The 14,654-nt window shown below is 65.8% G+C and carries 13 protein-coding genes; 3 read left to right on the plus strand and 10 right to left on the minus strand.

What is annotated here, in order from left to right; genetic code table 11:
* Positions 1-19 precede the first annotated feature (19 nt).
* Positions 20-1,861 carry a serine aminopeptidase domain-containing protein gene (locus IEW02_RS23820; RefSeq protein ID WP_188547742.1) on the minus strand — a complete coding sequence of 614 codons (1,842 nt, stop codon included), beginning with the start codon at positions 1,859-1,861 and terminating at the stop codon, positions 20-22.
* Positions 1,862-2,120: 259 nt separating this feature from the next.
* Here IEW02_RS23820 and IEW02_RS23825 point away from each other — a divergent pair, with 259 nt between their 5' ends.
* Together IEW02_RS23825 and IEW02_RS23830 are read left to right on the plus strand one after the other, a co-directional pair.
* Positions 2,121-3,110 (plus strand): DUF1839 family protein, encoded by a 990-nt coding sequence (locus tag IEW02_RS23825; protein ID WP_188547821.1) that lies wholly within the window; start codon positions 2,121-2,123, stop codon positions 3,108-3,110.
* Entirely contained in the window at positions 3,107-5,473 is a 2,367-nt protein-coding gene (locus IEW02_RS23830; RefSeq protein WP_229746284.1) for a glycosyl hydrolase 2 galactose-binding domain-containing protein, read from the plus strand. Before IEW02_RS23825 ends, IEW02_RS23830 begins: the two co-directional genes overlap by 4 nt.
* Here IEW02_RS23830 and IEW02_RS23835 read toward each other — a convergent pair.
* The 8 genes from IEW02_RS23835 to IEW02_RS23870 form a co-directional block, all read right to left on the minus strand.
* Positions 5,470-6,408 carry an amino acid--[acyl-carrier-protein] ligase gene (locus tag IEW02_RS23835; RefSeq protein WP_188547744.1) on the minus strand — a complete coding sequence of 313 codons (939 nt, stop codon included), beginning with the start codon at positions 6,406-6,408 and terminating at the stop codon, positions 5,470-5,472. The genes IEW02_RS23830 and IEW02_RS23835 overlap by 4 nt on opposite strands.
* On the minus strand, positions 6,408-7,595 hold the full coding sequence (locus IEW02_RS23840; protein WP_188547746.1) for an acyl-CoA dehydrogenase family protein: 1,188 nt from the start codon (positions 7,593-7,595) through the stop codon (positions 6,408-6,410). Before IEW02_RS23840 ends, IEW02_RS23835 begins: the two co-directional genes overlap by 1 nt.
* Before the next feature lie 4 nt (positions 7,596-7,599).
* On the minus strand, positions 7,600-7,848 hold the full coding sequence (locus tag IEW02_RS23845; protein WP_188547748.1) for an acyl carrier protein: 249 nt from the start codon (positions 7,846-7,848) through the stop codon (positions 7,600-7,602).
* A gap of 197 nt (positions 7,849-8,045) precedes the next feature.
* Entirely contained in the window at positions 8,046-9,299 is a 1,254-nt protein-coding gene (locus IEW02_RS23850; RefSeq protein ID WP_188547750.1) for a YibE/F family protein, read from the minus strand.
* Between the two features lie 201 nt (positions 9,300-9,500).
* Positions 9,501-10,496, minus strand: coding sequence for an adenosine deaminase (gene add / locus IEW02_RS23855; protein WP_188547752.1), 996 nt, complete (start codon positions 10,494-10,496; stop codon positions 9,501-9,503).
* Entirely contained in the window at positions 10,493-11,755 is a 1,263-nt protein-coding gene (locus IEW02_RS23860) for a pyridoxal phosphate-dependent aminotransferase (RefSeq protein ID WP_188547754.1), read from the minus strand. The genes add and IEW02_RS23860 overlap by 4 nt, the downstream gene beginning before the upstream one ends.
* 23 nt (positions 11,756-11,778) lie before the next feature.
* Positions 11,779-12,423, minus strand: a complete 645-nt coding sequence (locus tag IEW02_RS23865; RefSeq protein WP_188547756.1) for a hypothetical protein — start codon at positions 12,421-12,423, stop codon at positions 11,779-11,781.
* Positions 12,420-12,971 (minus strand): hypothetical protein, encoded by a 552-nt coding sequence (locus IEW02_RS23870; protein WP_188547757.1) that lies wholly within the window; start codon positions 12,969-12,971, stop codon positions 12,420-12,422. Before IEW02_RS23870 ends, IEW02_RS23865 begins: the two co-directional genes overlap by 4 nt.
* Before the next feature lie 105 nt (positions 12,972-13,076).
* Here IEW02_RS23870 and IEW02_RS23875 point away from each other — a divergent pair, with 105 nt between their 5' ends.
* Positions 13,077-13,784: an SOS response-associated peptidase gene (locus tag IEW02_RS23875; RefSeq protein WP_188547759.1), complete on the plus strand. Its 708-nt coding sequence runs from the start codon at positions 13,077-13,079 to the stop codon at positions 13,782-13,784.
* On the opposite strand, the gene IEW02_RS23880 is transcribed toward IEW02_RS23875, so the two are convergent.
* Complete coding sequence (locus tag IEW02_RS23880) at positions 13,781-14,650, minus strand: LysR family transcriptional regulator (RefSeq protein ID WP_188547761.1); 870 nt, start codon at positions 14,648-14,650, stop codon at positions 13,781-13,783. The two genes, IEW02_RS23875 and IEW02_RS23880, sit on opposite strands and share 4 nt — an antisense overlap.
* Positions 14,651-14,654: the final 4 nt, after the last annotated feature.

The raw sequence follows: 14,654 nt of genomic DNA on the forward strand, positions 1-14,654 counted from the left end.
CTGCAGGCGAGGAGGGGTGTCAAAGCGCTCGGGCGGTGATCGACACCGGTGGTTGCGGAACGTCCACCTTCGCGTCGAACACTTCGGCGACGGTCGTGAGGATTCGATTCGACACGGTTCCGCGCAGGTCGCGGTGATACAGCGAGTGATCACCCTCGGCGTACACGTCGACATGGGGATCGGAACCGCGTGAACGCAGCCGCTGCAGGCCTGGCTCGCCGCGCTGGGTGCGGAAGTGGGCGACATCGTCCGGGGACAGCATGACCTCCACCCGAACACCTTTGGAGAGCAACGAGTCGAGCATCGTTTCGGGAACTTCGATCACGCCGGCAGATCCCATCGCCCGCCACACCGGGTACGGGATCTTCTTGGCCGCGACGCGACCCGCGTTGCGCACACGCTTCGCGACGACGAAAAGTCCGGACGCGACCTTGGAGTCCATGGCCGTGACGGTCGCCGCCTTGACGGGCTGGCGCTTGCGGCGCAACGACCAGGCGACCGTGTTGACGAGGACGACGGCGGCAGCGCCGAACTGTTGCGCGGCGTACGCCGAATGCCATGAGCCGGAGCACATTCCGACATGAACGGTGCTGGAGGTGGGAACCTCGAGCGAACCGACGATGCTGGCCACGTCTTCGCGTGCCTTCACCGACATCGGCGAGGTGCTCTCGTTGACCGCGACGGTCTCGCTGTCACCGGTGCCGCGACGGTCGAAGCGAATGGCCCCGACGCCCGAGGTGGCGATTCGACGGGCGGACTCCACCCACAGCCGAACCGGGCCGATTCGGTGTTCGCTGGCGGTGCCGTGCATGACCACCTGCGCATCGGAATCGTGTCGCGACTCGACGTGGGTGGTGATCGCGAGAAGGTGGTCGCGTCCGCGGTACTCGATGGACTCGAAGACCTCGACACCGTCGGGGCGAACGTGCACCCGCGCCGTGTCGGACCGGCTGGGGGCAACGGCCGACGTGGCGTCTCCCTGATGCTGCGAGATCCACAGCGCGACGTGATCGACGGTGTCGGTGGGGACCGAGAAGACGAAGCTCGGAGGATTGACGAACGCGCTCTGGCTGGGAGCGACGTCGAGCGTTGCGCTCGTCGTCTCGACCAGCTTGCGGACCGGCCGCGAGTCCAGGTCCTCGGGACGAACGAGACACAGGACGGGCGCGGAGGTCGACGCGACGTCGTCGGCTGCGATGCGCAGCGACTCCAGGCGCGCTGCGCCCTCCGGATCGAACACGGCACCGAGAATGGACACCGATGCGTCGGCGGGGTCGTCGTCGCCGATGGTCATCTTGTAGAGAGCTCGCTGCTCGCGCATGTAACTGCGTCCGGAGAGAACCGGATCCCAGAGCACCACGGACTCGAGCGGACCGACCGTCGCCGCGACCTGCGATGCGAGAAGCGCGCCGGCGCGGAGCCCGACCAGAGAGACACGGTCGGCGCCGGCGGCGCGGACGTAGCCGACGGCCTGCTCGATGCTGCTCAACCAGTTGGAGACGGACTCGGGGTCGAGCTGGTCACCGGACGAATCGCCCTGACCCCGGTAGTCGAACCGCAGGACCATCAAGCCCGCCGCAGAAAGCCGTTCCGCGAGCTGCCGCATCCCGCGGTAGGTGGTGATGTGCTCCTTGCCCAGCGGGGCGCACAGGACTGCGGCGCCACGTGCTTCGCCCGACGACGGAAGGTGGACACTGCCGAACAGCGGGGCGTCCGAGGGTCCGAACCAGGTCTCGAAACTCGTGACCGCGCGGCTGCTGGTCGAGCGGGCCGGGTCATTGGTGAACTCAGCGGTGCGGTCGATCGACACGGCCGGTGTGATGTGCTTGATCGAGCGCGGGCCGACGGCGAAATCTGTCACGGGAACCTCCCCTAGAACTGCCCCGACGGCGTAGACATTCGCGCCCTGCAGCCGCTCAGGCGACTGTCGACTCACGAAGTCCGAATTCAATGGCTAGAACATACTACAAGTTTGGTTTAACGGTCAATCCGGACTTTACAAACCGTTCGCGTCGTTGTCCCCGAACTGTCGGTTCTCGTCCGGTTCGGGGTTGACAAACGGCACGGTCGGCAAAACAATCGCTGCGACAACCGAGGAGGCTCTCTTGACGTCGATACAACTGGCCGAGGACAGGGGCGATCATGTTCCGCTCGTCAGGCAGCCGAGCCTCCACCATTTCGAGCCGCACCCGATCCACCGATCCGAGCGCATCTGGTCCGAGACCAATTGCTACGTGGACCTCTGGATAGAGGTCCTCCACGCCCTCGGAGCCGACCCGATTCCTGCCACTGCCTTCGTGTTCAGCGCCGAGTTCGACGGTCGCCAGTGGGACTTCGTGAAGTTCCAGCCCGAGGATCTCAGAATTCTCTACGGCATCGACGTGGCCGAGCAGAACATCTGGAAGCCGTTCGCCGAGCAGGTGGCCGAGAACCTCGACGACGGCATCATGTCCACCGTCGAGGTCGACGGTTTCTACCTCCCCGACACCGAGGGCACCAGCTACCGCAACGAACACACGAAGACGACGATCGTTCCGCTCGTGCTCGACACGGCCGGGGAACGGATGGAGTACTTCCACAACAGTGGGTACTACGGGCTCGCAGGCGACGATTTTCGTGGCGCTCTCGCCATCGGGCGCGACGACCCGACAGCCCTTCCCCCGTACATCGAACGCATCCGAATCGACCGGGACCGTCTGGGCCGGGGCGCGACGGACGGTGACATCGATCTCGACGTGATCCGGTCGCACGTTCGGCGCGGACCGAGTGCCAATCCCGTTGCGCAGCTGGGAGAACGGATCCGCAAGGATGTCGACTGGGTGCGCCAGGCCGGACCGGATCAGTTCCATCTGTGGTCGTTCGGAACCCTGCGTCAGTGCGGAGCGTCGGCCGAACTGGCCGCCGATCTCGCGGCCTACCTGGACGCACGCGGTGTACGCGGCGCCGCAGCCGCACAGGAATCGTTTCGCCAGGTGGCAACCGGCGCCAAGTCGGTGCAGTTCAAGATGGCGCGTGCGGCGCGTGGGCGGGCAGTGTCGGTCGACGACTCGCTCGATTCGATGGCTTCTGCATGGGCTGCAGGAATGGCTGTCATAACATCTGCTGTGTGACACCCCTGTTCGGCTCCTGGTCGGTCACTGCGACGCCCCCGGCCGCGTTCTCCCACCCTTCCGAGATCGTCGGGGAATGGGCCGACGCAGCCGTTCCCGGCACCGTCGCGTCGAGTGCGCTCGACGTGCCTGTCGGCGACGTCGATTCTCTCGACTTCTGGTATCGCGCCGACCTGACGGTGCCGGAGGGTAGCTGGCGAATCGAGTTCGACGGGCTAGCAACACATTCCGAGATCTTTCTCGACGGTGATCCGGTCGCCACGTCCACCTCGATGTTCGTTCCGGTTCACCTCGACGTGGCTCCGGGTGAGGTGACGATCGCCATCGCGTTCCGCTCGCTCGACGCGCACCTGAAGAAGCGCAGACCGCGAGGTCGATGGCGGTCGTCGATGACCGACAGACAAGGTCTGAGATGGGTCCGCACCTCCATGCTCGGCCGCGCTCCCGTGTTCTCCGGCGCGCCTGCGATCGTCGGGCCCTTCCGCCCGGTGCGTCTCGTTCCCCGTCCGACGCACGACGTTCGTGTCTGGGGGGAGTGGATGGGCGGCAAGGCCGTCCTGCGTCTGAGCGGCGAGGCGTCGACACCGCTGACCGTCTCCGTCGACGGGGGCGTCTTCGAGGTCCCGATCGCGGGCGACGGGCGGGTCGACGAGTCGATCGTCGTCGAGCAGGCTCGTCCGTGGTGGCCGCACACCCATGGCGAGCCCGTCACGTACTCCGTTGACGTGAACGGTGTTTCGACCACGGTCGGCTTCCGTTCGATCTCGCTCGACGCCGTGTCCATGACTCTGTCGATCAACGGGGTGCCGGTGTTCTGCCGGGGTGGTTGCTGGGTTCCACTAGACCCGGTGAGCGTCCAGAACGACCCGGAGGTGCTCGACGCTGCTCTTCGAGCGGTGCGCGAGGCGGGATTGAACATGATCCGCCTGACCGGAACGATGATCTACGAGGACGATGCGTTCTTCGCCGCGTGCTCGAGGTCGGGAATTCTGGTGTGGCAGGACGTGATGTTCGCAACCGTCGACCCACCCGAGGATGCCGCGTTCACGGCCGAGGCACTCGCCGAGGTGCGACACCTGTTGCGTCGCAGGGTGAACGAGCCGTGCCTCGCCGTTCTGAGCGGGGGCAGCGAAACCTACCAACAACCGACGATGCTCGGCCTCGAAGCCGAGCAGTCTCGAATGTCACTGTTGGACAGTGCCATACCGTCTCTCGCGGACAAACTGGCGCCGGGTCTGCCCTACGTGCCGTCCTCGCCGTCGGGGGGTGATCTGCTTACCCATGTCGGGTCCGGGGTCGCGCACTACTTCGGCATCGGCGGGTACCTGCGGCCGCTGTCCGACGTCCGTAGTGCCGGGGTGCGGTTCGCTGCCGAATCGTTGGCGTTCGCAGTGCCGCCCGAGCGACGTGCCGTCGACACCTGGTTCGGATCCGCCGCTGCCGCCGGACACACACCGCACTGGAAGGCGGCGGTGCCGCGCGACCGCGGCTCGTCCTGGGACTTCGAGGACGTTCGAGATCACTACGTACGCACGGTGTTCGGGGTGGAGCCCAGCTCGGTGCGCCGCGACGACCCCGAGTTCTACCTCGACCTCGGACGTGCAGTGATCTGCGAGGCGGTCACCGAGGCCTACGGTTTCTGGCGGAGTGCCCGCTCGGACTGTGCAGGTGCCCTGGTGTTGACTCTGCGCGACCTCGAACCCGGTGCAGGATGGGGCTTTTCGGACTCGGCAGGGTCACCGAAGGCACCGTGGTATGCCCTGGCACGCGCGAGCGCACCCGTCGCCGTGCTGGTGACCGACGCCGGCATGGACGGCTACCGGATAGACGCTGTCAACGACACCGCTCACGATGTGGTGGGTGATCTGCGGGTGCGGGCGTTCACCGGCGCCGGCGCGGTGGCGGCAGAAGGCTCGCTGCCGATCGCCATGCCGGCGCGATCGGTTGTCGCCACGACAGCCGACGCCGTCGTCGGCCGGTTCACCGACCTCTCTCACGCACATCGTTTCGGCCCGAGAACATTCGACGCTGTCGAGACCACGCTCGTCGTCGGCGACGACGTTGTCGCACAGGACGTCCGAGTGGTGGGCGGGCCCGCGCTGCCGCGTCAGAACACGGTCGGTCTCACCGCGGTCGGCCGCGAGGTCGACGGAACGTGGGCTCTCGACGTCAGAGCCGAGTACGCCGCTCAGTACGTCTGTGTCGACGTCGACGGATTCGCGCCGTCGGACTCGTGGTTCCATCTCGCGCCCGGTGTGACTCGCACGCTGAAACTGACCACCGACACCGTCGGCAGAAAGCCGAGCGGCCACGTGCGCGCGCTGAACGCGGTTGCACGTGGCCGAGTGACGGTCGAGGACTAGACGCGAAGGTTCGCCGGCCACTTACTGGTGTCGAGACCATGGGTACGGAACATCGCGAGGGCGATGCGCTCCATGCCGAACCCGACACATGCGCTGTGCGCCTCTTCGCCGTCGGCTGTCGAGATGCCGAAGGTGTGGCCGAAGTGATCGCGGTGGCAGTTGCACGACACGACCGCGGTCCCGTCGTCGAGGTCACCGTAGAGGCGCACCACCAGTTCGGTCTTGAGGTTCTCGTTGCGCTGGTTCGCAGCCAGCATGCGGCCCGCGCGACCGAAGAACGGGTCGTTGGCGATCTCGGGGGCGGCGTCCAAGCCGAGGTCCGCGAGAACCTCCAGACCACGGTCGACCCACGAATTGCGGTGTCCCTCGGCCTGATCGGGGGTACCGACCTGAACGAACTCGTGCATCCGGAACGCCTGCATACGTGCAGGATCCACCGCGGGCTCGTGGCGGAAGCAATATCCGTAGACGTCGAGCATCACGCCGTCGTCGGGCAGGGTTCCCACCAGCATCGAGTACGCCGGGTGGCACGCCGCCGAGACCAGCATGGTGCCGGCGGGTTCGAGGAAGTGGTCCCAGTCCTTGCCCTCGGACCGTTCGGCCAGCAATGCGGCGTGCGCCTTGTTATCACCGGAGAACGTGTTGATGGCGCCCGTGAGGTTGGGAAACGACGCAATGTAGTCGGTGCGCTCGAACGACTCGCGCGGAAACACCGGCGGGAAGCGGAAGCGCTGCGGCTTGCTGCCGTGCGCAGCCTTGCCCGCCGCGCGGACACGGGTGTCGATGAGCTCGATGACGTCCTCGAATTCACCGGAGCGTCCGTAGAGTCCGTCGATCGAACTGGGGACGAGGTGTCCCGCTTCGATCAGTTCGTCTCGGAATTCCGCTCTGGCCCTGTTGAGGTCGCTGAGCGGTGACGCGTCAGCGGCGGTCATCAGATCCCTTTGTAAACGAGCGCGAGCTGTGCGTTGTGACCCAGGATTCGTTCATTGCTGACCATGATCGCAGACCCGTGTGCATCGCGCAGGTGCCGACTCATGCGCAGTTCGCTGTCCTCGCGGTACCCGGCGATGCCGCAGATGAGCAGGGCCCGCCCGACGATGTCGATGAGCAGATCCGACGCCGTCACCTTGACGTTGTTGATGGACAGCGCGAACCCGATGGAGTTGAGCTGGTCCGGATCGTCCGCGATGGAATCGAACTTGCTGGCTGCGGTGAACACGGTGTCCGAGAGCTGCTGGTGCACCACGATCAACTCGGCCAGCCGTGCGGCCGACGGCGGGGTGGTGCCGGGGTTCTTGCGGGCCAGCTTCTGAACGGACTTGCGCGCCTTGCGCGTCGCGGCGTCGGCGATGCCCAGCCAGGCGCCGCCCCACATCACGTGGGCGGTCGGGAGCATCGTGCGAGCCGAGATGTCGCTGTAGCTGTCGCTGAGCACGCAATCGCGGTCACCGGACGCACGCAGCATGAATCCGGGGCTGCAGGTGCCTCGGAAACCCATGGTGTCCCACGTGCCGGTCTTCTGCAGGGTGATGTCTTCACGTCGGCAGACCACCAGGACCTGGTCGCTCGGAGCGCTGTCGACGGTGCGACGGGCGGTGGCAAGAATGGCGTCGGCGTACTCGCCGTAGGAGATCACCGGGGCGTTCTTGGTGAGCGTGAAGCGGTCACCGTCGTACTCGACGGCACATCCGCTGGAACGAACGTCGCCGCCGATGTTGATTTCGGTGGTGGCGGACGCGACCAGCGGCTGTGTCTGGACCATTTCGTGCAGGAAGTCGCGGACGGCCGCGTGCGACTGGCCATGTCGGACGAGGCTGAGGACCTGAATGTGATGCATCGCGAAAATCATTGCGGTGGAAGCACACTCGGCGCCCAGTGCGCGCGCGATGTTGGTGAGCTGCGTGAGGGTCATGTTGCCGCCGCCGTAGGAGGCGGGAACCGACGCCGCCAGGAGACCGGCCGAGCGCAGTGCCTGAACGGACTCGGACGGGAAGCGAGCTTCGCGGTCGATCAGTTCGGCGTTGCTGCGAACGACGGCCAGGACCTCGTCGAGCGAGGCGGCAACGGCGGTTTCGGCGATCGCGGCGGTGGCGTCGACCGTGTTGTCGAGGATGCTCATGCGATCAGGCCAGCTGCGCTACGGCGTCGGCGATGGACGCGATGCTGGAGAATGTGGCCTTCTGCAGCAGGCGATCGGGGAACTCGATGTCGAATTCGTCTTCGAGCGCGATCATCACGTTGACGCTCGCGTGCGACGTGAGGCCCTGGTCGTACAGATCGTCTTGATCGCCGATCCCGGCAACCGTCAGCTTGCCGTACTTGCCGATGACCTCACGGATGCGATCTACGTCGTCAGCGGTCAGGGTGTTCATCTACATGTCCTCCAGGTCGTGTGGCGCGCGACTCGGACGAGGCCGAGTCGGAAATGGAAACCGGCCGATCCCTGAACAAGGTCACGCGTGTACATGGTCCCCGGACCCGTGCCAAACAATACACAGGATTGTTTTGACGAGCTACATCGGTCCGTTCGACTCTTACTTCGTATCACGATCGTGATCTGTTACCGAAGTCACGCCGAGTGTCGCCCACCCGCCGACGCCTTCCTGGTCCCCAACGGTCGCGCAAGAAGCACAGCGATACCTGTAGTCAACGGCACCGACAGCGCAAGAGCAATGCCCCCCACGCAGGACCGCACGATCTCGATGGCAACCGCGTCCCCGGTGAGCACGGTGCTGATCGATCTGCCGGCCACGCTGAAGAGCAGCAACAGCGGCAGCGCGCCGCCGGCGTAGGCCAGGACCAGCGTGTACACCGTGCTGGCGATGTGGTCGCGGCCCACTCGCATCGCGGAGCCGAAGATGGACCGTCTCGTCGCGTCTTCGTCGAGCGCCGCCAACTCGAACGCGGCGGACGCCTGGGTGATGGTGACGTCGTTCAGGACGCCCAACGACCCGATGATGAAGCCGGCCAACAGCAGTCCGGTGATGCTGACCTGACCGATGTAGGCCTGGACGTTGGTGTTCTGTTCTTCGGAAAAGCCGGTCACCTTGGTGGCCTTGATCGCCAGATCCGACAGCAGCGCCGCCAGTCCCATCGACACGATCGTGCCCAGCAGGGCAGAACTGGTTCGCAGGTTCACACCGTGCGCCAGGTAGAGAACGCAGTAGAGGATCACCGTGCCGCCGATGAGCGCGACGAGCAGCGCCGACGACCCGGCGAGAATGGCCGGCAGCATGAACCCGACCAACACCCCCAGGGCCACACCGATGCCCAGGAGTGCGCGCAGTCCCCGCCATCGCGCGACCGCCACGATCACCACCGCGAAGATCAGGCCGACGATCAGAAGAGGCATACCGCGGGTGTAGTCGTCGAACGCATACTGCGGGGTGCCCGACGAGTCCTCCCCACGCACCAGTCGAATCTCGTCACCCACGCGCAGGTCGGGCGCACCGGGGCCGGGAGAGACCTCGAGAAGCGTCGACGTTCCCGCGTTGGTGCCGGTGTCGATGCGCACGATGCTGCGCTGGCACTCGTACGACGCGTCCACCGGAGGGGTGGGGTTGCCCGTGAAAACCTTTCCAGCCGAAGCGCTTCCGCAGGCGCCGAGGTCCTGGAGGGTGACGGTTCCGCTCTCCGTCGCGACGGCGCCGCCGGTCTGCGTCTGGAACGGCAGGGGAATGGCGATGTCCTGCTTCGCGGGCCACAACAACGCAACGCCGACGATCGCCGCGATACCGACGACCGTGAGTACTGCAACAACGATGCGGGAGGCGATGGGACCGACCGGCACGGGTCCGGATCCGTGGGAATGGGTGTGGTCCACGAAGTCGACAGTAATGCGTGCGAAAGGCGGTGGCGGGGAAGCAGGGGGGGTGTCCCCCGCCACCTTCCGAACGCGCCGCCGGGGGGTGGCGTCGCGTTCGGTGCTTTCGAGCACCGATCACAGTGCTACTGACGAACGTACTCCTCTCGAGCCAAAACTTTCGTATCGGCGCCAAGGTTTACGACGTCTGTATGTGTGGCGTCACATGAGTTGCTGAATTTCCTCGCGGATGGACCGCCCGAGTTCCGGATCGATGAACGACGCATCGACGGCGTTCGTCGCCAGCGTGGCCACCGCACGTCGGTCGAGACCCATCTCGAGCGCCGCCCGGTACTCACGGGTGAGGTCCGTTCCGAACATGGACGGATCGTCGCTGTTGAGGGTCACCAGCAGCCCCGCGTCGATCATCGCGGGAAGCGGATGCTCCGCAACGGTGCGCACCACCCGCGTGCGCAGGTTCGACGTCGGCGAGACGTCGATCGGAATGCGTTGCTCGCGAAGCAGTTCCACGAGGGCGGGATCCTGCATCACGGCGATACCGTGCCCGATGCGTTCGGCCCCGAGGTCGCGGATCGCGGACCAGACCCGGTCCGGCCCCTCCGTCTCCCCGGCGTGCGGAACGCTGTGCAGGCCGGCGTCGATCGCACGGCGAAAAACCGGCCCGAACGGCTCGCGCGGCACTTCGATGCCGCCGATGCCGAAGGCGACGACGGAGTCGCGTCGGTCGGCGAGCACGGCGTCGAGCGTCCGGTTCGCCGCGTCGAGGCCGAAGTCGCCGGGAAAGTCGGGAATCCAGCGGACGACGACGCCGCTGTCACGCTCGGCGCGCAGGCGGCCGTCCTCGATCCCGTCGAACACCACCGAGGCGTCGACCCCGCGCATGAGGTGTCCGAACAGCGACACGTGCATCTCGGCGTAGCGCGTGTTGTGCGTCGCGAGCGCGGTGATGCTGTCGTACGCGAGTCGGGAGAAGTCGTCCTCGTCGATCAGTGTCGTGATCGACTTCAGGTACACCTCGATGAAGTGCGGGAAATCTCGGAACTCGAACCACTCACGCAGTCCGGCCTCGTCGCTCGGAAAGTCCTGCAGCCCATGCTTGTCGACCAACGCGCGCAGCGTGCTCGGCCACATCGAGCCTTCGAGATGAACGTGCAGTTCGACTTTCGGCAGAGCTGCGACGAATTCTGCGTCGTTCACTGCGAGTACGACGAGAGGAAGTTGCCGAAACGCTCGATGGCAGTGGACAAGTCGCGTGCCCAGGGAAGGGTCACGATGCGGAGGTGGTCGTGATCGGGCCAGTTGAAGCCGGTGCCCTGCACGACGAGAATCTTCTCCTGCAGCAGCAGATCCTGAACGAGCTTCTCGTCGTTGTGGATCTCGTGCACCTCGGGGTCGAGGCGAGGGAACGCGTACAGCGCACCACGCGGTTTCACACACGAGACGCCCGGGATCTCGTTGAGTTTCGACCAGGCGACGTCACGCTGCTCGAGCAGTCGACCACCCGGAAGGATGAGGTCCTCGATGCTCTGATGACCACCGAGAGCCACCTGAATCGCGTGCTGCGCAGGAACATTGGGGCACAACCGCGTCGACGCCATCAGGTTGATGCCCTCGATGAACCCGGCTGCGTGATCGGTCGGGCCGGTGATGACGAGCCACCCCGAGCGGTACCCGGCGACTCGGTACGCCTTGGACAGGCCGTTGAAGGTCAGGCACAACAGGTCCGGCGCCAACGTGGCCAGCGAGATGTGTTCGGCGTCGTCGTAGAGAATCTTGTCGTAGATCTCGTCCGCCATGAGCAGCAGTTGGTGCTTGCGCGCCAACGCCACAAGCCGGGTCAGCACGTCCTTCGAGTACACCGCGCCGGTCGGGTTGTTCGGGTTGATGACCACGAGGGCCTTGGTCCGCTCGGTGATCTTCGACTCGAGGTCGTCGATGTCGGGGTTCCAGTCGTTGCCCTCGTCGCACAGGTAGTGCACTGCTTTTCCGCCGGCGAGCGTCGTCATCGCCGTCCACAGGGGATAGTCCGGCGCAGGGATCAGTACCTCGTCGCCGTCGTTGAGCAGAGCCTGCATGGTCATGGTGATGAGCTCGGAGACACCGTTGCCCAGATAGACGTCGTCGACGTCGAATTCCGGGAAGTTCGGGACGAGCTCGTACCGGGTGACCACGGCACGGCGGGCGGAGATGATGCCCTTGGACTCGGAATAACCCTGCGCGAACGGCAACGAGGCGATCATGTCCCGGACGATGACGTCGGGTGCCTCGAAGCCGAACGGCGCAGGGTTACCGATGTTGAGCTTGAGAATCCGATGACCCTCCGCTTCGAGCCGGGCGGCGTGAGCGTGCACCGGACCGCGGATCTCGTAGAGGACGTTCTGGAGCTTTTCGGACTGCTCGAAAACGCGGGGGGAACGGTGATGGGTTTCAGTCGCCTCGGTGCTCACAGGTCCCATGATTCCACCCGCTGTCCACCGCTTTACTCCTTGGCCTCCACCACGTCGGACAGCCGCTCGGCGTCCTCACGCTTGTCGTCGGCAGCTTCTGCCTTGGCGGCGGCCTTCTTCATGACCTTCTTCTGAGGCTCCTCGGCCTCCTGCTTCTCGCGCTCGACCTCGTCCAGCTTGGCTTCGCGCTCGGCTTCGGCTGCATCGATCCGTGCCTGCGCGATGTTGTCGGCGCGTTCACGATCGGCCTCCAACTTCGCCGTCGCCTTGCGCCCGGCCTCGATCTTGTCCGAGATCTCGTCGTCGGCAGCCTTGGCGATCTTGTCGTCGGCCTCCTCGCGAGCCTGCTCGACGCGGGCCTTTGCGGCGGCCTCGGTCTGCTCTTTCTGCGCCTTCGCCTCGGCGCGGATGCGCTCGGCCTCGACGTCGAGTGCAGATGCGCGCGCACGGTCGTACGCGGCGCTGCGCATGGCCTCGCCGCGCTTGCTCAGATCCGCGTCACCCAACACTGCCCCGACCACACCGTCGACGGTGCCCGCAACACGCTCGTATCCCACGCGTGCGGGGTTCTCGGAGTCCATCTGGCTGATGACCTTGGCTTCGAGCACCTCCCACGGGAGACGGACGAGGGTGTACTGCAGTCGCAGGATTCGGCGGGGGAGGGTCAGCGCGCTCATTCGGTTCCTTCGGTCTTCTGCTCGGCGTTCTTGCGCGCTTCGTCGGCGCGGCGTTCGAGGGCATCGGCCTTGGCCTTGGCGTCCGCGTAGTCCTTGGTGGCCGCGTCGATCTCCTCCGATGCGCTCAACTCTTCGTCGTGACGATCGACGACGGCCTCTTCCATCTTGCGGACGCTGGCGTTCTCGGCGGCGACGCGGCCCAGTTCTGCGGTCTGCATGGCCTTGGCCTCGGCGGCGCGCTGCTGCTCGAGTCGATCGTTCTGTGCGGCGGCCTCGTTGGCATCGGTGATGTCCTCGACGGACTGCTTGGCGTCCGCGGCGTCCTTCTCCGCTTCCGCCAGGTTCTGAGCGGCTTCCTCGGCCTGCACCGCGGCGGCAGTCTCTTCTGCCTCGGCTTCACGGCGCAGTTTGACCTCGGCCTGTTGTGCTCGACCTTCGTCGGCGATGTCGTCCTTGCCGGTGATCGCGCCTATCACTTCCTTGGCGCGCCCCTTGACCTTGTCTGCGATGTCCTGTCGTGCCTGCTGGGCTGGTCCGTCCTCGGTCATGGTCGCTGATTACCCGGAGGGTGTGCGCGTAAACGCACACGGGCGCGAAAAGGAGTGTCGGGGGACTCCTTTTCGCACCCGAGGCCGAAGGCCCATAATCGAACGATGTGCGGTCGCTACGCCAACACCAGGTCCGACGCCGATCTGTCGTCCATGTTCGACATCGCGTCGGCGCTCGACGACGAACTGCCACCCAACTACAACGTCGCCCCCACGGATCCGGTCCGGATCGTGCTCGACCGCGTCCTGAAAGATGAACCAGAGGATCCTCCGGTGCGCCAATTACGTACGGCACGTTGGGGTTTGATTCCATCCTGGGCCAAGGACCGCAAGATCGGCGCACGCATGATCAACGCCCGTTCGGAGTCGGTGACCGAGAAGCCTGCGTTCAAGAAGGCGGCGTCGTCGCGGCGGTGCATCGTGCCCGCGGACGGGTACTTCGAGTGGGAGAAGCGAGACGGCGCCAAGGTCCCGTACTTTCTGCACGGCAGCGACGACGTGATCGCCATGGCCGGGCTGTACGAATTCTGGCGCGACGAGTCGCTGCCCGAGGACGACCCGAACCGCTGGGTGGTCTCGTGCACCGTCCTGACCACGTCCGCGACGGACTCGCTCGGCCACATTCACGACCGTTCTCCGGTCATCGTTCCACCGGACCTGCGGTCGGCCTGGCTGGACCCGACACTCACCGCCGTCGACGATGTGACCGAGCTGTTGCGCTCGATTCCCGAGCCGACGCTCGAACCGTACGAGGTCAGCAGCGCGGTCAACAGTGTGCGGAACAACGGGCCGGAGTTGCTGGCCCCCGTCTAGAAGGCGGCGCGGCAGTGCTCGACGAACCGCCCGAGTGCGGGGGAGACGGCGGGTCTCCACACGAGCGCGAGCAGCGACGCAATGCCCACGTCGAGTGCAATGGCGACCAACGTGTCGGTGTAATCGGTGGCGATGGTTTCACTGAGGACGGCGACGCCGAGCCCGCGCGCAGCCAGATCGGCCACCGCGGCCGGGGCCGAAGCCTGCAATGTCACCCTGGCGGTCAATGCCTCTGCTGCGCACGCTTTCTCGAACACCGTACGCACTCCGGTTCCGAAGGGCAGGCAGACGATGGGGTGGGCGCACACGTCGATCAGCGTCGGGCTCGGCACGGCCAGAAGCGGATGGCCCGGAGGCACGGCCGCGACGATGCGCTCGGAGAAGACCGTCAGCGACGCCAGATCCGGGGGCGTCCTCTCTGCCACACCGACCAGCGCAGTGTCGAGCGATCCTCGTCGGACATCGTCGAGCAGATCGGTCGAATTCCCTTCTGTCAGAGACAGTTCGATGCCGGGATGGCTGCGGTGAAAGGCCGCGGTGGCGTCGAAGAACGGTGACAGGGTGCAGGCCGTCACCATGCCGACGTCGAGACGGCCGCGCACCATGCCGGTGACCTCGTCGACGGCTCGTCGTGTCGCGTCCGCGCTCGCGAGTGCGGCCCGCGCGTGCTCCAGCGCCGCGTCACCGGCGGCGGTGAGCGTGGCCGCACGGCCGGTGCGGTCGATCAGCTCGGCGCCCAGTTCCCGTTCGAGTTGGCGAATCTGAGCGCTGACGCCCGATTGGCTGATGTGGACTCGCTCCGCGGCACGGGTGAAGTTGGCCTCCTCAGCCACCGCAACGAAGTACTCGAGCTGCCGAAGTTCCATAACT

The organism is Rhodococcoides trifolii, from assembly GCF_014635345.1.
In the GTDB taxonomy this organism is placed as follows: domain Bacteria; phylum Actinomycetota; class Actinomycetes; order Mycobacteriales; family Mycobacteriaceae; genus Rhodococcoides; species Rhodococcoides trifolii.